Below are 21,865 nucleotides of genomic sequence, written 5' to 3'. Positions count from 1 at the left end.
AGTTCCTGACCCTTGGAAACGCCGCTACTATTTGGTTGCCAACAACAAGGATGGCCCGAATGCGGGAATTGATGAAAGACCTGACCCCACCCGCGGCCTGCCATCAGATCGCGTACAGGCTATGGAAGCTCTTTGTGGCGCTCGCCTGCCTGTATTTTTCACCCCTCTCTGCATCACCCGCCAAGGCTGGACCGGCAGAAAACTTCGTGAGAAGCCTGCCAGCCAAAATCGAACAGCGAGCCCATAAGCTTGAGGTAGATGCCAAAATCCCGCTCGGCCGCCCAGAATGCCATACGCTTGCCAATGGCAGAAGCTGCGTCGTACCTATGGTTTATGGGATCATCATGACTGTGCTGGAGAAGGGCGGAAGGGGTGATAGCAATTCAGCTCACCGTTTCACGGGCTAACGTAGGAAATGAGAAGGACATCGGGCGCGCGATCAATGCGCTTTTCTTGGCGGGTTTTGAGGACAACTCTCAGAAGGAGCATGACCTGCTGGCTATGGCCGGAGCCCTCTGCGTAATCCGCGGCATCGCGGCTAAGAGCGGCCCGGCCGAGCTGGAGCCCACGTCGGGAGGCTGTGTCATCACTATTGATAGCTGACACAGCCTCGCAAGGCGTCGCGATCAACACCCACAGCTCGGCGGCGCAGGTGGGTACCTTCTATCTGATTTCGACCACTAGTCTAAACCGGAGCTTGGGGCTCCCTGGATGAAAACCACTAAGCATGATCCGAGTTTGGACAGAATGATCCATGCGGTCCTTCCGAAATAGACTTCGACATGGAGCGGGGATTAGGCACATGAAGTTTGCAATCGCAGCACTTTTTTCTGTTTCCTTAGCCTTTACGCAAGCAGCTGCGGCAACATTGGGGAAGTCGCTCCACTCGAAATGTACATTCAGCTTGAGCGGAGACATCGAGGCGGGGGATTATGTTAAAGTTAAACGTTTTCTTGAATCCAGGATAGGCTCCGATAAGACTGTTTGCCTAAACAGTCCAGGCGGATCTTTTTTCGAAGGCATGAAGATTGCAAGTCTATTCAGGGAAGAGGGTGTTGCTACATACGTTCCAGACAGAGCGCTGTGCGCATCGGCTTGCGGGATCATTTTTCTCGGCGGTACCGTATGGGGCGACTTGCCGCACTCGTCACGCACGCTACATGTCGGCGGGACTCTTGGCTTCCATTACCCATACCTCAACAAGCAAGCGCTTGGCTTGGGTCCCTTTTCTGCACAGCAAATCGATGCTGCCTGGAAAGTTGCCATGATGTCTGTTGCGGAAATTCTTGAAAATTCTGAATGGCTTGGTATTAGCAAGGATTTCATGAAAGAATGGATGAAGCACGGCGAAGATAGCATGCTCATCATTGATACCGTGAAAATGGCAATTATGTCAAATATTCAGCTGGACGGAATACCACATCAATCAATCACAAATAAAGCTTATGAGATTGCCTGCTTAAACCTTGTCGATGCTGAAGCGCCTTCGCTGAAAGCTCGTTCGGACGACATAAATTTTGGCTATGACCCCACGCCAAGTAGCGATCTACATCAAACAAAGACACTGCGATCTGAGGATGGTAAGACTATAACAACTTTCACTAAACACGAATTTGATACTTATACGCGTACAACCGGGTGCGACTTTACTGGAGAGGTTGGCGGGGCCGATCTTGCCGCGCGTATCTGGATTGGAGGAATGGCAGCTGAAGTTAACGAGGAGCGCACAGCAGAACTTGCTCGGCCTCGGGTCGATCCGTGGTTCTTCTTTCCTCCTTCTTATAAGCTCTCGTCGTTTTCTCAGACGCCTGCGCGGCCTCAGCCACCGTCAAGATGACGAGAAAGAGCGCGTGACGGCATTTTAGAATCGGCCTCGCCCTATTGGAGAGAGTCCCACGCTACATGTGCACGCGCTTCGTTGAGCCGTACCGTGACGGTCTTGGCCACGCTGGCGGGTCTTCTTTCTAACTTTATCCAATAGTTAGGCGACGGTAAGGACTTCTCGAATAGGCATAGTCTCGGCCAATTATACCGACGGCGCAGACGATGACTGGTCATGCCCGCGCTTGTCGCGGGCATCCACGACTTAAAATATTCTTGGAAGGAAAGACGTGGATGGCGGGACGGAGCCCCGCCATGACGAAGGCGGAGTCAAAGACGATGACCGCTGGTATACTGCGACGCCGATGAAATCCTGCGTGCCAGCTGTCTGGTAGGCACAGGCGCACAAGCCGGATTTTTTCGGAGACGTGGTATATAGATAAATATTGTCAGCGTAAGCGCTGCAAAGGTCGCCGTCATGGTCGCGGTGCGGCGTTCGGCGAGTCGCTGAAGTTCGGCTTCGATGTCCGGCGGCACACAATGATGCCGGGAGCGAGGAAGAAGCCGCCCGACATCTCGACATGGAAGTTCGACACGCGGGAAGCGGCCGGCGCATTCGCTGCAGAGTTCGGCGGTCAGCGGGCCGACGTTTCGGTCCAGTGAGCCAAAGGGCGCCCATCAAGCGCGGTCGCGGTCAGCCACGCAAGGCTTCGCCACGCGCACGGAGAAGCTCCCAGAGCTGACCGGGACCGAGTAGGATGTCTCGAATACCTCGCCTGACGTGTTCGGACTCCAAAGCCTGCTTGCTCATGGCCGTGTGAGCCGCGAGGGCGTCCATGATGGCGCTCTCGATCTCCGGTCCGAGATCTGGCGAGTTGGAGAACTGCTGCTTCGAGTTGTTCATCGCCTGCTCAACCAGCATCTCGGACTGCAGCAGTTTACCCCTGATGACGCCGTTGACGTAGACGAGCTTGTCCTCGTCATTGAGATCGCCCGCGAACAGGTCGTTGACCCGCGAGATGATCTCGTCGAGGAGGGCGCGGGCCTTGTCCTGCACGGCACCGGCGCCGGCCTCGGTGAGCGGCTCCAGCGTCTCCGCCTCGCCCTCAGCCAGTGCGAGCTTGCGCCGCCCCTGATCGCGCAGAGCATGATGCGTGAGCTTCACCCGGCTGAGGTCGACGCCCTCCCGCTCGCGCCCGAAGTCGAGGAGCGGCAAAAGCCGCCGGAAGAACACGGCACGCTTCTCGACCGCGGTGGAGCCGTAGTCGATGATCTGCGACAGGAAAGCGTAGACGCGCAGATAGGTCGCCATGTCGGCCTTGAAGAGGATCAGGGCTTCGATCTCGTCCTGCGCCGCCTTTTCTGCCGCGCCGTCGCCGTCTGCGGCCTCTCGCTTTTCGACGAGCGCCTTGAACCGCTTCAGCAGCCGGTCGGCGACCGGATAGAGCGCCGCGTCGAGCTGGGCTTGCGTTGCCTTCGGATCGAGGTCGACGCGCACGACACGCTCGACCTCGTTCTCGTCATACAGCCCCATGCCGTCGAGCTTCGCCTTGAGGTTCAGGACTAGATTGGGGTCCGTCACACCTGACAGCTCGGCGGTCTCGTAATACGTCCGGAAGGCCTTCAGGACTTCGTCCGGATCATTGACGAAGTCGAGGATGTAGGTCGTGTCCTTCCCCGGATAGGCACGGTTGAGGCGCGACAAGGTCTGGACGGCCTGGATGCCGGCGAGACGTTTGTCGACGTACATGCCGCAGAGAAGCGGTTGATCGAAGCCGGTCTGGAATTTGTTCGCGACGAGCAGGATGTGGAACTCGTCGGTCGCGAAGGCCTCGCGGATGTCGCGGCCGTTCAGTGTTGGATTGAGGATCCGGCTGGTCTCGGTGAATGGGTCTGGGCCGCTCTCGGAATCCTGAACCTCGCCGGAGAACGCAACGAGCGTGCGAAGCCGGTAGCCGCGCGACTTGATATAGGCGTTGATGGCGAGCTGCCAGCGCACCGCCTCCTTGCGGCTGCCGACCACCACCATCGCCTTCGCCTGACCGGCGAGCAGCGGCGCGACGACCGTGCGGTAGTGCTCGACGACGACCTGGACCTTCTGGGCAATATTGTAGGGATGCAGGCGTACCCACTGCATCAGCCCCTTCACCGCCGCGCTCCGCTCGACGTCCCGCTCGGTGAACTCCTTGCCCTCGTTCGCCAGCCTGAAGGCGAGCTTGTAGGGCGTGTAGTTCTGCAGCACATCGAGGATGAAGCCCTCCTCGATGGCTTGGCGCATCGAATAGACGTGGAACGGAACCGGCAGGTTGCCCTCGCCAGCCGGGAGATCCGGCCGCGGTCGGCGTCCGAACAGTTCGAGCGTCTTGCCCTTCGGCGTGGCCGTGAACGCGATGAAGGTGATGCCCCGCGTATCGGCGCGGGCCGCCATCTGAGCGGCGAGAATGTCCTCGGTGCCGACCTCGCCGCCATCGGACAGCTCGGCCTGCTCCTCCGCGGACAGCACCTGCTTCAGCTTCGCCGCCGCCTCGCCAGTCTGCGACGAGTGCGCCTCGTCGGCGATGACCGCGAACCGCTTGCCCTGCGTCGCCGCCAACTGCTGCACGGCTTTGAGCGCAAACGGGAAGGTCTGGATGGTGCAGACGACGATCTTCTTCGAGCCGTCGAGCGCCGCAGCGAGTTCCGCGCTCTTCGAATCCTGCGCCCCCTTGATGGTGGCGACGACGCCCGCCGTCCGCTCGAAGGCGAAAATCGCCTCCTGAAGCTGGGCATCGAGCACGGTGCGGTCGCTGACCACCAGCACGGAATCGAACAGCTTGGTGTTCGCCGCGTCGTGGAGGTCGGCGAGGAAATGCGCCGTCCAGGCGATGGAGTTCGTCTTGCCGGAGCCGGCCGAGTGCTGGATCAGGTACTTCTGACCGACGCCCTCAGTGAGGACCGCGGCGATAAGCTTTCGCGTCGCGGCAAGCTGATGGTAGCGCGGGAAGATCACCTTCTTGATCTGCTTCTTCGCATCCCGCTCGGCGACGAGATAGCGGCCGAGGATCTCAAGCCAGCTTTCCCGTTCCCACACCTCCTCCCACAGGTAGGCGGTCGGCGCACCGTTCGGATTTGGCGGATTGCCCGCGCCCGTGCCGTGCCCACGGTCGAACGGCAGGAACAACGTGTCCTTGCCCTGAAGGCGCGTCGTCATCCGCACCAAGGAGTTCGATACGGCGAAGTGGACGAGCGCACCGTTCGGGAACGACAGCAGGCGCTCGGTCGCCCCGCCCCTCGGCGCCGGATCACGGTCGAAGCGGTACTGATCGACGGCGTCCTCGACCCGTTGGGTGTAGTCGCTCTTCAGCTCGGCGGTCGCCACCGGCACCCCGTTGAGGAAGAGCACGAGATCGATGGCGTTCTCGCTCACCAGCGAATAGCGGACCTGGCGGACGACGCGGAGGCGGTTCGCGGCGTAGCGGGCCTCAAGGTCCGGGTTCATCGCCAGCGCCGGCTTGAACTGCGCCATCGCCACCGGATGCCGCAGACCGACCACCTCGAAGCCGTGGCGCAGGACGTCGAGCGTGCCGCGCTGGTCAAGCTGATGGCGGAGCCGGCCGAGGAGCGCCTTCTCAGCCCCGGCGCCGTTGCTCCTGACGAGTTCTTCCCAGGTCGCCGGCTGCGTCGCCTGCACCCAGCCGATGACGTCGGCGGGAAAAAGGGCGTGCTCGCGGTCGAAGGCAAGCGCATCGTCCTCGGCGTAGAGCCAGCCGCCCTTCGCCAGCGCTTCGCAGATGCCCACCTCGAAGGCGACTTCCCTGTGCAGGCTCATGCCCACCGCTCCTGTGGAGACGGACCTCGCGGCCGGTTCTTGCCGATCTGCGAGCGGCGCCTCCTCGTCCTTGCACCGACTGGGGGAGACTAAAAGCATTCGGATGCGGCGGCACCCCCGTTCCACCTCTGATGGAAGATGGTGCCGCCGCAGGGGGTCGGCTTCGTCCACCCTTAACCTGGGAGCGAGCTAAGTTAAGGAAAGAGCATTTCCCTTAACTTACAAACAGGCCAATGTAACGTTCGAACGCATAGGCCCGCCACCGCTGCTGCCCGGTGATCTCCTTCAGGATGCCGAGGCCGACAAGGTCCCGCACCAGCGCATTGGCCGTCGGCGTGCTGATTCCGAGTTCCCGCTCGATATCGGCGGCCGTGACCACGGGTTGGCGATAGAGGACGCCAAGCGCCGCCCGCGCGTTCGGCGTCCGCTTGCCGAGCCCGAGGACGGCGTGCTCCGCCTCGGTGCGCAGCGCCAGGATGCGCTGGAACACGTCGCGCCCCTTCGTCGCCGTCTCCGCGATCCCGTTCAGGAAGAAGCGGACCCAGTGAATCATGTCGTTCGCCGTGCGAACCCGCATCAGGGCGTCGTAGTAGCTCGCCCGGTTCCTCTCGAAGAAGTCCGAGAGGTAGAGCGACGGCTTGGCGAGCAGGCCGTGCCCGACGAGATAGAGCGGGATCAGCAGACGCCCGATGCGGCCGTTGCCGTCGAGAAACGGATGGATCGTCTCGAACTGGTAGTGGCTGATGGCGATGCGCACGAGGTGCGGCACGGTGATCGTGTCGTCGTGCCAAAACTTTTCCAGGTCGCTCATCAGCTCCGGAACGCCGTCCGGGTGCGGCGGGATGAATACCGCATCCATCACGCTCGACCCGCCGATCCAGTTCTGCGATGAGCGGAACTCGCCGGGCTGCTTGTGCTCGCCGCGAACGCCGCGCATCAGGATGGCGTGGGTCTGCTTCAGCAGCCGGTTGGAGAGCGGCAGTGTGGCGAGTTCGGCGATGGCCGAGTTGACCGCGTCGATGTAGTTGCGCACCTCACGCCAGTCGTCCCGCTTCTCCGGCTGGATCTGCTCCTCCGGCATCAGCGCCTCGTCGATGCCGGTCTGGGTGCCCTCGATGCGGCTCGACGTCTGCGCCTCCTTCACCACGTGCATCTGGATGAAGAGGTCGATGTCCGGCACGATGAGCGAGAAGGCGTTGAGTTCGCCGAGCGCCCGGTTGGCGGCTTCGAGCAACGTGTTGATGGTGGGGTCTTCCCAGGTCCAGTCGTGGTCGACCGGCACCGGCTCGAAGCTCTTGTACTGGTAGCGCTGGCGCCAGGAGCCGGCGACGAAGGTCTCAAACTTCATGCCGCCTCCTCGAAGGCGCCGCGAACGTCGATCTTGCCGGTGACGGCGGCCGAGATCAACGCGGCACGGCGTTCCTTCAGCAGCGCGATGGCACGTTCGGCTTCGGCGACGAGGGCGTCGAGACGTGAAGTCTTATTAGCCAAGGACACAATGATCTTCTTTTGCTCGTCTAAAGGTGGAACTGCAAAAGGAAAACTGCAAATCTGGTCTGGGCTGATATGTGGTACGCTCACGCCAGTCATATCTGTTATAAAGTGATTTTTGAAATCGCTCGAATGCATGATTGCATAGATAAAATCTCTCGCCAGATCATCCTTTGGTGTCAGGGCAGCAACTCTCTGGAGAAGCAAGCAGGGGACATCATCGCAACCAAGGATCGCAACGCGAGCGCCGCCTTCGATCCAGGGACGATCCATCCCCATTACAAGCTGCCCTTCTGTCAAGGAGAAACGATCCAGACCGTCGTCTTCTGCACGCTCCCAGTAGGCAACATCATCCCACCGAATTCTGCCAATGCCGACATTGATGCCTCGTAGTAAACGAATGCTCTCCTCGTCGCCAGAGAATCCCGTTGAAGGAAACGCGAAGCCAGATAGCACATCGATATGCCATTTGAGCTTTGAAACAACCCAATGGGCCGGCACCTCACCGAGCCACGCGATGCCGCTATCCTTCATCGGCGCGTTCGGGTCGAGGCCCTTGGTGACGGCATGAGAGATGACGGCACGGCGCTTCTCGGCAAGAAGCTCGATCAGCCGTTCCTGCTCTCCGATCAACGCATCGATCTTCGCAGTCTCGCGGTCGAGGAAGGCGGCGATGACACGCTGTTCGGCTTCAGGGGGAACAGCAATCTTCAGCGTCTTGAACTCGTCCCAATAGAGCCTCAGTCGAAAATCGGTGACGCCCTTTGACAAGCGCCGCATTTCCTCCACTGCCATGGATGTCCTGAGGAGGTTCTCCACGAAGCTGGTGGCGAGCGCGGTTGTTGGCCGCGCGACAACGTAGGCCGGGCTGACCATGCCGGCGACCGTCACCGTTCCGAAGCCGCCCTGCCAAGCACGCATCATATTGTAAACGAGGTCTCCGGGCTCGACGCGCCGGTACTTGGTGACGTCGTCACTTCGCGTGACCTTGCGGTCCAGCTCTTCGTCGCCGAGTTCCCGATCCGAAACGCCATCGTGGATCGAGACGCTCAGGATTGGCAGGCCCTCGATACCCTCCTCGGCGACCTCGCGAAATAGCGCTCCGAGCCGCCAAACGGTCCAATGCGACGGCACCACGCCAAGCCACTCGACGCCGCTGTCCTTGTAGGTGGGATAGCTCGGTAGCTTCATTCATCGCCCCCTTGCGGCGCATGGGCGGCGATCTGCGCCTCTTGCCATTCGGCATAGGTCTGCCGAGTTCCCTCAACCAACCATGCCGTCCGGCCGTTCGAGGAGTACGCAAAGATCACGTCGGACGCTTGGCTCGGGCTGGAGAATGCGACGTCTTCCGTAAAGACGTACAGCTCCGAGTGTTCTGGGTCCTCGACAAGAATTCCTGACGAAGTGAGGTCGTCTCGCCGCAGCCGCGATTTGGTCGATAACGAGGACCGTACCGTCTTGGCGGCGTGAGACCCCTTCAACACGACTATCTGGCCGTCAATCTCGACAGCCCGGGCACTCCAGTTCCCACGTTTGTCGTAGGCTTTGAAGATCGTTGGGGCGGCCATCGTCGGCTGATTGGCCTTGCTCAAGTCCGAGACAAGGTCTCCGTCGCTTCCACTCGCGGCAGTCGCACCCACGCCCGGCGCAGCACTGTCACGAACAGAGAGGCTAAAGGTCGGGGCCTCTTTCAAGAAGCTCATGCCGAGCACAGGCAATACGGTTTCGATCTGCGCCACGAAGAAATCCATATCGGCGAGATCGGCCTCCGGTAGGCGCCCAAAATCGGGCGCCGTGCCGTTGGTCAGCTTCGATTGTCCAGCGCCTTGAGCACGTGAGATCAGGCGGCTCTCCAGATAACGGGCGTGCGCCTTGGTGAGGTTGAAGTCCTTGCTGGTGACGACGCAGAAGCGGTCGAAGAAGGCCTTCGAGTCGTCCTTGTTGTGCTGGATGAGACGCTTGCCGACATTGTCCGTCTCGCCGATGTAGACGAGCGGCTTCAGCGCCGACTCTGGATTTTCTCCGACGAGGAAATAGACCCCGGTGCGCCCCGCCTCCGGGCGCTGGACGAAGTCGGCAAGCCGCGACCGCGGCGCCACGATGACGTGTCCGGTCCAGTTCATGATCTCGGCCGTGATGATGCCCGTCGGCGTGCCGTCGACAAGGAACAGGCGGATCGAGCGGCCGGCGGTCGTCACAGCACGTCTCCCAGCATGGTCTGGATGCGGCCGATCACCTCGCGAAGATCGCGGTCGATCTCCTCCAGCGGGCGCGGCGGCGCAAAGACGTAGAAGTGACGGTTGAACGGAATCTCATAGCCGATCTTGGTCTTGTCGTGGTCGATCCAGGCGTCGTGCACGTGCGGCGTCACTTCTCGGGCGAAGTAGGCCTCGACGTCCTCCTTCAGCGGCACGTTCTCGGTGTCGCGAAGCGAGGAATCCGGCTGCGGCTTGCCCTTCTGCTTGCCCTTCACGCCGACGACAATCTTACCCTTGTCATCGCGCAGCGGGCGCTCGACCGTGATCGTCCGGTAGCCAAAGTCGGCGTTGTCGAAGATGCGGCTGATCGGCTTGCCGTTCTTCTCCGCCTCGCGGAACTCGCCGAACAGCCGGGTGATCTCGGCGATGTGCTCGTCCGACAGCTCCTTGCGCTTGGAGCCGAGCGATTTGCGCATCTTCTGCCACATCGCGGAAGCGTCGATGAGCTGCACCTTGCCCTTGCGCGGTGCGGGCTTCCGGTTCGAGACGATCCAGATGTAGGTGGCGATGCCGGTGTTGTAGAACATGTCGGTCGGCAGGCCGACGATGGCTTCGAGAAGATCGTTCTCCAGGATGTAGCGGCGGATTTCGCTCTCGCCCGACTCGGCGCCGCCCGTGAACAGCGGCGAGCCGTTAAGCACGATGCCGAACCGGGAGCCGCCCTCGGCAGCCGGCTGCATCTTCGAGACGAGGTGGAGCAGGAACAGCATGGAGCCGTCCGAGATGCGCGGCAGGCCCGGCCCGAAGCGGCCGTTGAAGCCGTCGCGCTCGTGCTCGCGCCGGACCTCCTTCTCGACCTTCTTCCATTCGACACCGAACGGCGGGTTGGACAGCATGTAGTCGAAGCGGGCGTGGGGGTGGCCGTCATCGGAGAGCGTGTTGCCGAACGCGATGGCGTCGACATTTTGTCCCTTGATCAGCATGTCGGCCTTGCAGACCGCGTAGGATTCCGGGTTCAGCTCCTGGCCGGCGACCTTCAGCCGCGCCTTTGGGTTCAGCTTGGCGAGATACTCGCCGGCCACCGACAGCATGCCGCCCGTGCCCGCGGTGGGATCATAGAGTGTCCGCACCACGCCCGGCTTCGACAGTGCATCGTCGTCTTCGACGAACAGCAGATCGACCATCAGGCGGATCACTTCGCGTGGCGTGAAATGCTCGCCGGCCGTCTCATTGGAGAGTTCGGCGAAGCGGCGGATGAGCTCCTCGAAGACGAGGCCCATCTGATGGTTGTCGACCGACTCCGGATGGAGGTCGATCCGCGCGAACCGCTCGGCGATGAGGTAGAGCAGGCCGGCCTTGGCGAGGCGCTCGATTTGAACGGCGAACTCGAAGCGTTCGAAGATGTCGCGCACCGATGCGGAGAACCCGGCAATGTAGCCGAAGAGGTTGTCGCGGACGTGGTCGGCGTCGCCGACGATCTTCGACAGGTCGAGCGGAGAGGTGTTGACGAATGTCTGGCCCGCCTTGCGCAGCAGGAACGGCTCGGGGTTCAGCCCCTGCGCCGTCTTGGCGGCCAGCTCCGCCAGAACGGCCGCCTTGGTCGGCGCCAGCACGCAATCCAGCCGCCGCAGGACGGTGAACGGCAGAATGACCTTGCCGTAGTCGGACTGCTTGTAGTCGCCACGAAGCAGGTCGGCGACCGACCAGATGAAGGCGGAGAGAGCTTGCTGGTTCACGGGAAAATCGATTCCGAGGCGGGCAGCGGGTCGTCATGCGACTTTGAGTCGGTGACGATAGGGAGAGGCCTTGCCTCGAACAAGAGAAGGGTTGGGGCGGGTCCCCCGCCTCACGGCCTCTGGGTAGGTGGGTGGGCAGGTGGCCGACCCCCCGACGACCCCGGCGTCGTGCAGGGCAACCCGAAGGACGCGCCCCGCGGCATGTTCAAGTGGGACGGCGACAAGCCCACCCCGGTCCGCGATGGCGTCAGCGTCGACTACCGGCCCGCGCCAGCGCCCGAATCGCTCGCGCACGAAGCCCGCATTCCCGGCCACTACGCGCCGCCGGTCGAGTTCCACCTGCCGCCCGACCTTCGTTGATCCCTCGGGGCACTCCACGCGGGGCGCCTCTAAATTCCCCAAGGGGAATGCCCGATGAGTGTTACCGCATATCTGGCCGTCGAGATGGCCATCGCCCAGGCCCTCTTCGGCCCTGACCTGACCAGCCGGCGCGACGAGCCATCGGCGAGGCGTGGAAGCTGCCCGAACTTGCGGTGGACGCCGAGCCGCTGCCCGACGACACGGTCGAGTCGTTCGCCCGCGTCGCCCTCCTGGCCCTGGAATGGGCCAGTGCGGCGAACTTCGATGACCGGGGCCACCACAGGGCCGGCGATGCCGGCCGGGTGGGGGACGTGGCCGCCGGTGCCGACATGGTGCCGACATGACCAAAACGCGGTAGAGCCCCGGTTGCCCGAGGCCCAAAAAACACTTTTAAGATCAAGATGTTAGATGGTCGGAGCGCCGAGATTTGAACTCGGGACCCCCAGTCCCCCAGAGCATCGGGTTTGAGTTGGATTATCGCCTTTTATCAATGCGCTAAGGCTGTGGTCTGGCAGCGAGTCGGGACTTTCGTCGGGAATTTGCGTCACGGGCCGCGCCGGAGCCACATGGCGGAAATCAGGCCCAGCCGAACCCACCCGCCGCTGAAATCGAGGATGAAGCAGGTGGAGAGGGAGGGAAACGAACCAAGCCTGCAGAATAAGTTGTTATTTAAAGCAAAATTCGAATTCTGGCCAGCGCTTGTGTAGCGGCTCCGTGTAGCGATTGGAAGGCTTCCAAGCCATCAAAGCCGGTATCGGTACAGCTAACGAGGAAGCCGAACACGCGCGCGGAGCCGCTCATAAAGCTGAACCTCCGGCCGATGAGCAAGTTCAACGACCACTGCAAATCGCTGGCTTGCCTGGAAGCTCCCAGCCCAGCCTCCTTCGCAGCGCACGACCAAGTAATAGCTGTCGCCGTACACGCCGGTATCCCGCGAAAAAGAAACGCTCGCGCTTTGAAGCGTGCTGCGCTCCCGCTCCCGTGGACCGGGCTCAAGGTTGCACTGGTATCGCCCATCGATCTCTGGCTGACGTCCCTCGCTTTGAGTTCGACGCCGATAATGCTCGAATACAAGTGCTTGCTCGCACCCCCTAATAAGGCGGAAGCTCATGCCAACGCCAGCGTAGTCGGCTCGAGTGTGACGTACGGGTGGATCGAACGCGAGCGTAACGCGAAGAGTACGGCGTCCGCCGTTCTGAAATGGCTCGGGGACTGGAACGTGGTAAACTGCAAAATGGTCTAACGGCAGCTCGTCTTCAGCGAAGAGAACTACTCGATGGTCATCTGAGTATGCGGCGCGTACAACGTCCACTAACCCGTGTCCGCAGATGGACCGTGCGGCCTCTCCACCCAACGGCTGAAGCTTGAGCTGAGCCGCATCTGGCACCCGTGCCGCGCCCACAAGCAGGGCGCGTACAAGGTTTGCGGAAGCTTGCGGGAACCGGGTTAAGATCTGAGCCGCCTTATTTGCCACCAATGGTGCGGCGTAAGACGTCCCCGACCCAGCGGTGAATAAGCGATCAACAAAGCGATGATAGAGCGTAAGAACGCCGGCGGTTGGCAAATCATCGCCAACTCGGAGGCGAGCAACCATCGAGTCGAAGACCATCGTTCCGCCGATATCGACGAGGTCAGGCTTAACTGCGCCACCCACGCCGGGACCGATACGAGTAAAGGGTGAAGGCTCGAACGCGCTGGTGATCGGCTGTACGTGAACGTCCTCGTCAAAATCGGGGTCCAAACCCTTGCCATGTGCGAGCGAACCCACAGTTAGGATATTCATGGCGCCCGCTGGTTCGCACAGGCGATTACTGGGCTCGAGAAGATAACCAGGGTACTCGGTGACGGCCTGCTCTAGGTGTGGGCTTTCAGGAGGTTGTCCATTCGGCCCTGGCCGGGAACGCTGATGTCGCCAGACGTCAGTGATTCGCGGAGGACCGAATGGACACTCACAAGAATGCTCGCCTGACCCCGAAAGGTCGAGAGGTGATGGTGGGCGCCGTGGTGGATGGCGGACTGACCAATGCCGAGGCCGCGCGTCGCTACAACACCACGCCGAAGACGGTCGCCAAATGGGTCGGGCGCTTCCGCGCCGAGGGTGTCGATGGTTTGCGCGACCGCTCCTCCAGGCCGCTTTCATCGCCAGGCCAAACAGCGCCCGCCACGTGCGCTGCGGTCGAGGCGTTGCGCCGCCAGCGCTGCACCGGCAAGCAGATCGCGGCCGAGCTCGGCCTCTCGCCGGCCACCGTCAGCCGTATCCTGCGGCGGCGCGGCTTGAACAAGCTCAGCGCCCTGGAGCCGGCCGAACCGGTCCGGCGCTACGAACGCCAGCATCCCGGCGAGATCATTCACATCGACATCAAAAAGCTCGGCCGGTTCAACACGGTGGGCCACCGCATCACCGGCGATCGCAGCGGGCAAAGCAACAGCCGCGGGGTCGGCTGGGAGTGCCTGCATCTCGCCATCGACGATCATTCGCGGGTCGCCTACTCGGAAATCCTGCCCGACGAAAAGCGCCCGTCCTGTCTGCGCTTTCTGTTCAATGCACTGCGCTTCTTCAGGGCCCATGGCGTCAAGGTTCAGCGCGTGATGACCGACAACGGCGCCAGCTTCCGCTCCTTCCGCTATGCCAGGGCGCTGCGCCTACTCGAGATCAAGCACCTGCGCACCAAGCCGTATACGCCCAAGACCAACGGCAAGGCCGAGCGCTTCGTCCAAACGAGCTTGCGCGAATGGGCCTACGCCAAAGCTTATCTGCACTCCGATCAGCGCGCCGCAGAGCTGCCGATCTGGCTGCATCGCTACAATTGGCACAGGCCCCATGGTAGCTTGCAAGCCAAGACACCCATCAGCCGCCTCGGTCTGACCGAGGACAACCTGTTGAGGCTCCACATCTAGGCGGGTTCCGCTTCGAGGTGCGCGATTGCCTGCGGAAACCACTATGACGGCGTTGAGTTCGCTCGCCAACTCGTCAAGCGTGGCCGCCCAGGGTCCGACTTTGCCCCCGTCAAAGACGCGCTTCACGTCGCCGAGGGAGATTACGAAAAGGCGACATCCAAAACGCTGATTGAGCATTGTGACCGCCTCGCGCATCTGCGAGGGAACGAGGCGTCGCTCATCAAAATCGCCCCGATCATTGACGACTTTCGCCGCGGCAATTCGGGCGCTCGGGACAAGAACTCCGTCCAAGAGCTGGGCACGAAGATCGCCGAACAGGGCGACACCGGCGACACGTGTGCCGTGACCGAAGTCGTCAGCGCTGCCTAGAGAAGACGGTACGCCGATCGCCCCAACCAGAAAATCCTTAAGCAGTGGGTGTTCGTTCACTCCGCTGTCGATGACCCCAATAACAGGTGCACCGTCAGGAGCCGAGGCCACTTCAGGCAAATCGTCAAGTCCAAGTTTAAGTATAGTACCCGTCACAACGTCCGGCTGGGGCGGCTGTTCGACAGACGCAATGATATCGAGGTCAAGCAGCGTATGAACAAGTGCCCCCGTGAGCCGAGCCCGCAGCATTGTGATCGACGGGCCGACATATTTATCAAATACCTCGCCACCACGAGCGTCAATGTAATCGGCGATCTTGTTTAGCTTTTCCGTTCGCTGATCCCGTCTTCCAAATTCCCAAAGCTCAATATCAAGAATGTATACTCCCTCAGCCAAAAAGTCTTCAGGCACAATAAAACCGTCTTCGCGAAGACGGGCGCCAATTCGGTCACGAGGTTCGACAGAACCAATTTCTTCAATGCGATTGATAAAACCGGCATAGGACGGTGCGGCTTGATCAGGAGGTGCGCCGCGGGCGTATGCCGCCAATCGATCGCGGAACCCCTGCATCTCGTCGTCTGATGCAAACAGAATGAGATTTTTGTCGTCGTCGCTGGAAAGCAACGTCAAGCCCAGCCGCGCCCAATCGTCCTCCATCGTCATCCCGTTCATGCGCACGCGCAGGATCAACGACGGATCTACGAACTCCGGTCTTCGGCGACGGCGCTGCTGGATAACGACTTCGTCTAGTTCGGATTGAAGCCTTTGGCTATGTGTTCCGGGTTCTCGAGTCGGTGCGCTTCCGCCCCCACCATGGCGACGCCGTTCCAGTCGTTCAGGCAGCCGGACAAGCTGCAAATGGTCATATCGCGCCAAGACCGCAAAGCCTTACAACATAGGTGAAAGCCGCGCACTCCCGGATCGCCGTCGAATCTCGTCGCGGACTGCAAGCCTGAAATCGGCTTCACGAACCTGCCGTCTGCGTTCGAGAACGGCGGTCTTGATGGCCGAAAGGCATACTCGCTCAATTTCTGCGTAGCTGAAGCCCTCAAGCAGCACCGCCTGCGCAACCGGGTCGAACGCCACCTCCACATTCTTGAATTTAACTCTGAGGTACTTTTCAACCATGAGTCGGTCCGGCTTGCCAAACCATATAATTTCGTCGAAACGGCGCCAGATTGCAGGGTCTAAAGAATGATCAAGATTGGTGGCGGCAACCAAGAAACCTTTCGGACGTATCCTGTCGATAAATATCAGAATGCTATTAACGACTCTGCGGAGTTCGCTATGCTCGTTAACATCATCGCGCGAGCGCGCCAAAGCATCGAATTCATCAAAAAAAAGTACACAGGGCTGCTTTCTAGCAAACTCAAAGATCTTGCGTATGTTGGTGGCTGTTTCTCCAAGATATGAAGATATCAACCTATCAAGCTTTACGATAAAAAGCGGCAAGCCAAGCTCACGGGAAAAAACCTCCGCGCAAAGCGTTTTTCCACAACCAGGAGGCCCGCAAAACAGAAGCTTCGAACGCACCGGCAGACCGTGGCGCCGGATGTCTTCGGCTCGGCGGAACTCACGGATCAAACCAGCAAAAATACGAAGATTAGTATTGGTAAGCACAATATCGTTTTTTGTATGCTCAGGCTCGATTCGTTCAATAAAGTCGTTAGCAGCGTCAGGAAATGGGATGAGCGGAGCCAACGCCTTAGGCGTAGCGGAGCGCGCTGAATTGTCCAGCGTTTTTCGGAGAGATCTAGCGAGGACCTTGTTATTCTTTTGTTCCTCTTCAGTAATGATCTGCTCAGCGACAGCGCGGAACTCCTCGTCCCGGCCATAACTCGCAAGCAGTTTCTTCATCAATTCGCCACGCGCCATTGGACGCTTCACCAATTCGCCACTGAGTTATAGGAAGGCCTTCGCCTCCAGAGTCTATTCTTGGACGGACACACGTCGTGGAACGCTAAAGTTGCAGGGTGCGCCTTGCCAATTAAACTTTAGCAGACATGGCACAAAACACGAACCCCAAGCTCCCTGGCTTCAAAAATTTGCCGTGGAATGGACGCCCTGGCGACGTGTCCTTTGCGATCTGTTCGGCGCCCAGTGATCCTGTTGCGATGTAGGCGCCGGTCTGGTTTGCGTATACCCCGCTGAAACCAACCCGGATCTGGTTCAACAGCTTGGCCTTAGGCATTCAAAATGAACCGTGGCGATAAAACCATCCCGAATGAACCAGAGGGTGAAGCCACGCGCCTGCGGTGATCATCTAATCGAAGAGCCCCTTCGGCGCCGCATGCTCTGCCGGCAGCCCAGCCGAGCACACGATCAGCTCCGACACCCGCTGCGGCGAGGCGCCATTGACCGAATAGGTCAGCTCGACCGTCTCCTGATCGAAGGCGGCGAAGGTCGACCGCATCTCGGGGGTGTCGTTGATCGACAGGATGAAGCGGCCATTGATGCCGGCGAGCTGGCCCGCCAGCCGCCGGAAGTCGGCCGCGGCAAACACCCCGGCCCCGTAATCGGTCTCCGAGCCGTGGTAGGGCGGGTCGAGATAGAACAGCGTGCCCGGCCGGTCATAGCGGGCGATCACCTCAGCATAGGGCAGGCACTCGATGACTACGCCGGCGAGGCGCTCGTGCAGGTCGTCGAGCAGCTTGGCCAGCCGCGTCACGTCGAACCGGGAGGACGCCCCCGGCGACACGCCGAAGCTCCGGCCGGCGACCTTGCCGCCATAGGCGGCGCGCTGCAGGTACAGGAACCGCGCGGCGCGCTCGAGGTCGGTCAGCGTGGTGGGGTCGGAGGCCAGCAGCCGCTCGAACTCCCGCCGGCCGGCAACCTGCCAGCGCAGCATGTCCATGAATGGCACGTAGTGGCGCTGCAGGATGCGGAAGAAGGTGGCGACGTCGCCGGAGATGTCGTTGATCACCTCCAGCTTCGGCGCCCGCCGGCGGCGGAGAAACACCCCGCCCATGCCGACGAACGGCTCGACATAGCTGTCGTGGGGCACGGCCGCGATGCAGGCGGCCAAGCGCTCGGCGAGGTGCTTCTTGCCGCCGATATAGGGCGCGACCGGGCGCGCCGGCGCCACGGGGCGCAGCGTGTCGTTCTCCATGTGTCGTTAACCTTGGCTGTGCCAGAGCAGCCCCGCTGCGCAGCAGCGACGGGGCGGCGGCAAAGCCCAGCTTCACGCTTCGCGGGACAGTCGCCAAACTTGGACCCGCGACCGGAGCCCGTCTCCGGGCCCCGTCACTTCCGTCCAGCCACATCAGGACACTACCAGGCGGCGAGGCCTGGGGCGGTGTCGCGCAACCTCGGTTGTGCGCATGCGCGTTCCGGGGCTAAAAATTGTCATTTATTCCTGGTTGGGCCAAGGCTGATGGACGGATTGTCGATTGCCCGGGACCGGATCGCCTGCGAAGCAACCGAGCAGACCGGCTTCCTGGACCTTGGCGGCCTCGGACTCGAGAGGCTGCCGAAAGAATTGTTTGCGCTGACCCACTTGCGTTCCCTCAATTTGGGACCGCGACCTTGGGAAGACGTAGGCAAGGAGGACTACCTCTGGAAACGGCCCGCTGGTTCGAACACCGTCGCGGAACAAACCAATCGGTTCAGCGAGCTCGCGAACCTTGAGACGCTTTTTCTTGAGCGGACGGGTGTTTCTGATCTCGCCCCGCTGGCGGCGCTCGCCAATTTGCAGACGCTCAACTGCTCCGGAACAGGGGTGAGCGATCTCGCCCCGCTGGCGACGCTCACCAATTTGCAGACGCTCAACTGCTCCGGAACAGGGGTGAGCGATCTCGCCCCGCTGGTGGCGCTCGCCAATTTGCAGACGCTCGACTGCGCCGGAACCCAAGTAAGCGATCTCGCCCCGCTGGCGACGCTCGCCAATTTGCAGACGCTCAACTGCGCCGGAACAGAGGTGAGCGATCTCGCCCCGCTGGCGGCGCTCGCCAATTTGCAGACGCTCAAATGCTCCGGAACAGGGGTGAGCGATCTCGCCCCGCTGGCGGCGCTCGCCAATTTGCAGACGCTCACCTGCTCCCTCACAAAGGTAAACGATCTCGCCCCGCTCGCGGCGCTCACTAGCCTGCAGACGCTCGACTGCTCCGTAACCCAGGTGAGCGATCTCTCCCCGCTGGCGGCGCTCACCAGCCTGCAGACGCTCGAGTGCTTCATCACAAATGTGAGCGATCTCTCCCCGCTGGCGGCGTTCACCAGCCTGCGGACGCTCGCCTGTTTCTTCACAAAGGTGAGCAATCTCGGCCCGCTGGCGGCGCTCACCAGCCTGCAGACGCTGACCTGCTCCGGAACCCTGGTGAGCGATCTTGCCCCGCTGGCGGCGCTCACCAGCCTGCAGATGCTCAACTGCTCCAAAACCAAGGTGAGCGATCTCGCTCCGCTGGCGGCGCTCGCCAATTTGCAGACGCTCGACTGCGCTAGAACCCAAGTGAGCGATCTCGCCCCGCTGGCGGCGCTCACCGGTCTGCAGACGCTCGACTGCTCCGGAACCCAGGTGAGTGATCTCGCCCCGCTTGCGGCGCTCACCAGCTTGCAGACTCTCGACTGCTCCAAAACCCAGGTGAGTGATCTCGCCCCGTTGGCGACACTCACCAACCTGCGGACCCTCGATTGTTCGTCCTGTTGCCTTTTGTCCGTACCGAACAGCGTTCTGTTCGTGCCGTCTCTCAAAAAGCTGACGCTACATGACACCACTGTTCCGGGCATTCCCCCGGAAGTCTTGTCTCAATCTGAATATATCAACTGCCTCGATTCCTTGCGCGCCCATGTTCGCGACCTCGAAGCCGGCGAAGAACCGATCTCCGATGTCAAGCTAATGGTGCTCGGCAATGGGCGGATCGGCAAGACCCAGATCTGCCGGCGTCTGCGCAGCGAGCCCTTTGATCCGACGATCGCCTCGACCCACGGCATCTATATCTGTTCGACCGAGTTGCACGGCAATGGCGGCGACAGGCCGACGACGCTGCACGTCTGGGACTTCGGCGGGCAGGACATCTATCACGGCACCCACGCGCTGTTCATGCGCAGCCGGGCGATCTTCCTGTTGGTGTGGGCACCCGAATTCGAGGACATGGCCGAGCACAGCTACGGCGGGCTCCTCTTTCGCAATCAGCCCTTGCCGTATTGGCTGGACTATATCCGCCAATTTGGCGGCGAGGACTCTCCCGTCGTCATCGTCGTATCCCTCCGGCGTGGGCCGCAGGTGGGGCGCTTACGGCTCTGAAGGTCCGAGGAGCGCCGGGTTTGCTTTGTGGATTTTGATGAGTTCGACCAGGGTCTCGATTCCGAAGTCGGTGAACGCCCTGACGGCGGCGTCGCCGACGCCGTAGACCCAGATGATGCCGTCCTCGACGTCCATTTCGTTGGCGACCTGGTGCAGCCAATCTTCGTCTTCGCCGAGGTCCTCGGCGACGCGAGCGATCGTGGTGACGCGGGAGACCTTGTTGACGTGCATGCTCACGCCGCCCGAGCGGAGAGTGCCGAGGGCCGTGGCGCCCAATTCCAGGGCAGGAGGTCATCGAGCCTATGCGCCGGGTGGCTTGGCAGGCGCGCCAGGACGTCGGCCAGCCAGGCCTGCGGATCGATGCCGTTCATCTTGGCCGTGACAATCAGGCTGTACATGGCGGCGGCGCGGTGCCCGCCCCGATCGGACCCGCAGAACAGCCACGACTTGCGACCAAGAGCGATGCCGCGAAGCCCGCGTTCGGCGGCGTTGTTCGACAGGCAAACCCGCCCATCCTCGAGGAACAGCGTGAAGCTCGCCCAGCGCTTCAGGATGTAATTGAACGCCTTGGCGAGGTCGTGCCCGCGCGCGAGCTTGGCAAGCTCCTCGCGCATGTGGCGATGAAGATCCTCGACCAGGGGGCGGCTTCGCTCCTGGCGAACGGCGAGGCGCTGCTGCGCGCTGGTGCCGGTGATCGACCGCTCGATCTCGAACAGCTCGTCGATCCGGCGCACCATCTCGATGGCGATCGGCGAGAGCACGGCGTCCGTCCTGCCGGCGGCCCGGCGCCGCGCCGTCCCCTCGATGTCGGCCATGGCGAAGAACGGCCGCCGCGCGTGGGCCCAACAGGCCGCCTCCCGGATCGGCCCAGGGGCGCGTCCGACCAGGTAGAGCGGGGCGTAGCCGTCATAGGCGTCGGCCTGCAGGATGCCCGCGTAGCCGGCGAGATGCCCCTGGGGGTGCTCGCCCCGGCGGTCGCGCGAATAGTAGAACATCGCCGCCGGAGGATCGGTGCCGCCGAAGGGCCGGTCGTCGCGGACATAGACCCAGCAGCGCCCGGTGTCGGTCTTGCCCTTGGCCAGCACCGGCACGGTCGTGTCATCCGCGTGCAGCCGCTCTGCCGCCATCACATGAGCCTCCAGGCGGCGGAGCAGCGGAGCGAGCTCGCTGCAGACCGCCCCCACGGCGTCCGCCATCGTCGACAGCGCGATCGGCACGCCCTCCAGCGCGTAACGCTCGGCCTGCCGGTTCAGCGGCTGATGCTGGCCGAACTTGTCGACCATGATCATGGCCAGCAGGCTGGGACCGGCCCAGCCCCGCGGGATGCTATGGAACGGCGCCGGCGCCTGGGAGACCGTCTCGCAGTCGCGGCAGCTGAACCTCTCCCGCACCGTCTCGATCACCTTCCACTGGCGCGGGATCACCTCCAGCGTCCGCGTCACGTCCTCGCCGATCTTGCGCAGCCGCGTGCCGCCACAGCACGCGCAGGCCGCCGGGGGATCGATCACCACGCGCTCCCGCGGCAGATGCTCGGGGAAGGTCTGGCGCTCGGCGCGCTTGCGGGTAAAGCCCCGCACGGTCGTCGTCTGGGCGGCGGCCTGTTCGGCCGCGCGTTCGTCCTCGGTCGCGCCCGCTTCGAGCTCCTCGAACGCCAGCGCCAGCTGCTCGATCAGCCGTGCCGCACGTTCCGACCGCTGGCCGTAAATCTGCCGCTCGAGCTTGGCGATCTGCAGCTTCTGATAGGCGATCAGCGCCTGATCTTCCGAGGCCTTGGCGCGCGCCACCGCAAGGTCTGCGGCGACCTCCAGCGTCTTTGCGCGCTCAGCCGCCAACGCCTCCTTCAGCGCGGCGAGTTCGGCGGCAGCATCACCATCGGCGTCCATGCATCCTATGGAATCACATCTTCGCCGCGGTGTGACGTGCAAAGTGGAGCGTCGCCGCAATT

16 protein-coding genes and 1 pseudogene are annotated in these 21,865 nt (G+C 61.9%); 6 read left to right on the top strand and 11 right to left on the bottom strand.

Features of this window, described 5'->3' with window-relative positions; all coding sequences use genetic code 11:
- Positions 1-59: 59 nt before the first annotated feature.
- Complete coding sequence (locus BLTE_RS10390) at positions 60-407, top strand: hypothetical protein (protein WP_126400187.1); 348 nt, start codon at positions 60-62, stop codon at positions 405-407.
- Between the two features lie 395 nt (positions 408-802).
- A complete protein-coding gene (locus tag BLTE_RS10385; protein ID WP_126400184.1) occupies positions 803-1,837 on the top strand; it encodes a COG3904 family protein in 1,035 nt (344 codons plus the stop codon).
- A gap of 678 nt (positions 1,838-2,515) precedes the next feature.
- On the opposite strand, the gene BLTE_RS10380 is transcribed toward BLTE_RS10385, so the two are convergent.
- From BLTE_RS10380 to BLTE_RS10360, 5 genes are all read right to left on the bottom strand, one after another.
- Complete coding sequence (locus tag BLTE_RS10380; protein WP_126400181.1) at positions 2,516-5,629, bottom strand: type I restriction endonuclease subunit R; 3,114 nt, start codon at positions 5,627-5,629, stop codon at positions 2,516-2,518.
- 214 nt (positions 5,630-5,843) lie between these two features.
- The gene (locus tag BLTE_RS10375; RefSeq protein WP_126400178.1) at positions 5,844-6,977 is read right to left on the bottom strand and encodes a Fic family protein; all 1,134 of its coding nucleotides are present in this window, start codon (positions 6,975-6,977) and stop codon (positions 5,844-5,846) included.
- A complete protein-coding gene (locus BLTE_RS10370) occupies positions 6,974-8,311 on the bottom strand; it encodes a restriction endonuclease subunit S (RefSeq protein ID WP_126400175.1) in 1,338 nt (445 codons plus the stop codon). The genes BLTE_RS10375 and BLTE_RS10370 overlap by 4 nt, the downstream gene beginning before the upstream one ends.
- Positions 8,308-9,318, bottom strand: a complete 1,011-nt coding sequence (locus BLTE_RS10365) for a GIY-YIG nuclease family protein (RefSeq protein WP_244599953.1) — start codon at positions 9,316-9,318, stop codon at positions 8,308-8,310. Before BLTE_RS10365 ends, BLTE_RS10370 begins: the two co-directional genes overlap by 4 nt.
- On the bottom strand, positions 9,315-11,054 hold the full coding sequence (locus tag BLTE_RS10360; RefSeq protein ID WP_126400172.1) for a type I restriction-modification system subunit M: 1,740 nt from the start codon (positions 11,052-11,054) through the stop codon (positions 9,315-9,317). The genes BLTE_RS10365 and BLTE_RS10360 overlap by 4 nt, the downstream gene beginning before the upstream one ends.
- A 201-nt stretch (positions 11,055-11,255) precedes the next feature.
- On the opposite strand from BLTE_RS10360, the gene BLTE_RS18095 reads away from it, so the two are divergent.
- Both BLTE_RS18095 and BLTE_RS18090 read left to right on the top strand, forming a co-directional pair.
- A complete protein-coding gene (locus tag BLTE_RS18095; protein ID WP_160140579.1) occupies positions 11,256-11,414 on the top strand; it encodes a hypothetical protein in 159 nt (52 codons plus the stop codon).
- A gap of 173 nt (positions 11,415-11,587) precedes the next feature.
- A complete protein-coding gene (locus tag BLTE_RS18090; RefSeq protein ID WP_160140578.1) occupies positions 11,588-11,758 on the top strand; it encodes a hypothetical protein in 171 nt (56 codons plus the stop codon).
- Positions 11,759-12,177: 419 nt separating this feature from the next.
- On the opposite strand, the gene BLTE_RS10355 is transcribed toward BLTE_RS18090, so the two are convergent.
- A complete protein-coding gene (locus tag BLTE_RS10355; protein WP_126400169.1) occupies positions 12,178-13,197 on the bottom strand; it encodes a S8 family serine peptidase in 1,020 nt (339 codons plus the stop codon).
- Between the two features lie 158 nt (positions 13,198-13,355).
- Here BLTE_RS10355 and BLTE_RS10350 point away from each other — a divergent pair, with 158 nt between their 5' ends.
- Positions 13,356-14,312, top strand: coding sequence for an IS481 family transposase (locus BLTE_RS10350; protein WP_126400165.1), 957 nt, complete (start codon positions 13,356-13,358; stop codon positions 14,310-14,312).
- Between the two features lie 72 nt (positions 14,313-14,384).
- On the opposite strand, the pseudogene BLTE_RS18550 reads toward BLTE_RS10350, so the two are convergent.
- The 3 genes and pseudogenes from BLTE_RS18550 to BLTE_RS10335 form a co-directional block, all read right to left on the bottom strand.
- A pseudogene (locus tag BLTE_RS18550) lies at positions 14,385-14,930 on the bottom strand (S8 family serine peptidase); the annotation flags it as partial.
- Positions 14,931-15,569: 639 nt separating this feature from the next.
- On the bottom strand, positions 15,570-16,556 hold the full coding sequence (locus BLTE_RS10340) for an AAA family ATPase (protein WP_126400158.1): 987 nt from the start codon (positions 16,554-16,556) through the stop codon (positions 15,570-15,572).
- A gap of 388 nt (positions 16,557-16,944) precedes the next feature.
- Positions 16,945-17,790: a DNA adenine methylase gene (locus BLTE_RS10335; RefSeq protein WP_126400155.1), complete on the bottom strand. Its 846-nt coding sequence runs from the start codon at positions 17,788-17,790 to the stop codon at positions 16,945-16,947.
- Positions 17,791-18,054: 264 nt separating this feature from the next.
- Between BLTE_RS10335 and BLTE_RS10330 the strand changes: the two genes are divergently transcribed.
- Positions 18,055-19,920 carry a leucine-rich repeat domain-containing protein gene (locus tag BLTE_RS10330; protein ID WP_145988187.1) on the top strand — a complete coding sequence of 622 codons (1,866 nt, stop codon included), beginning with the start codon at positions 18,055-18,057 and terminating at the stop codon, positions 19,918-19,920.
- On the opposite strand, the gene BLTE_RS10325 is transcribed toward BLTE_RS10330, so the two are convergent.
- Both BLTE_RS10325 and tnpC read right to left on the bottom strand, forming a co-directional pair.
- Positions 19,909-20,151, bottom strand: coding sequence for a hypothetical protein (locus BLTE_RS10325; RefSeq protein WP_126397733.1), 243 nt, complete (start codon positions 20,149-20,151; stop codon positions 19,909-19,911). The genes BLTE_RS10330 and BLTE_RS10325 overlap by 12 nt on opposite strands.
- A 2-nt stretch (positions 20,152-20,153) precedes the next feature.
- The gene (tnpC, locus tag BLTE_RS10320; protein ID WP_126398497.1) at positions 20,154-21,803 is read right to left on the bottom strand and encodes an IS66 family transposase; all 1,650 of its coding nucleotides are present in this window, start codon (positions 21,801-21,803) and stop codon (positions 20,154-20,156) included.
- Positions 21,804-21,865 lie beyond the last annotated feature (62 nt).

The sequence above is a fragment of the Blastochloris tepida genome (assembly GCF_003966715.1).
GTDB lineage: Bacteria > Pseudomonadota > Alphaproteobacteria > Rhizobiales > Xanthobacteraceae > Blastochloris > Blastochloris tepida.
The sequence above is the reverse complement of the archived record's forward strand: the minus strand, read 5'-3'. Positions and strand labels throughout refer to the sequence as shown.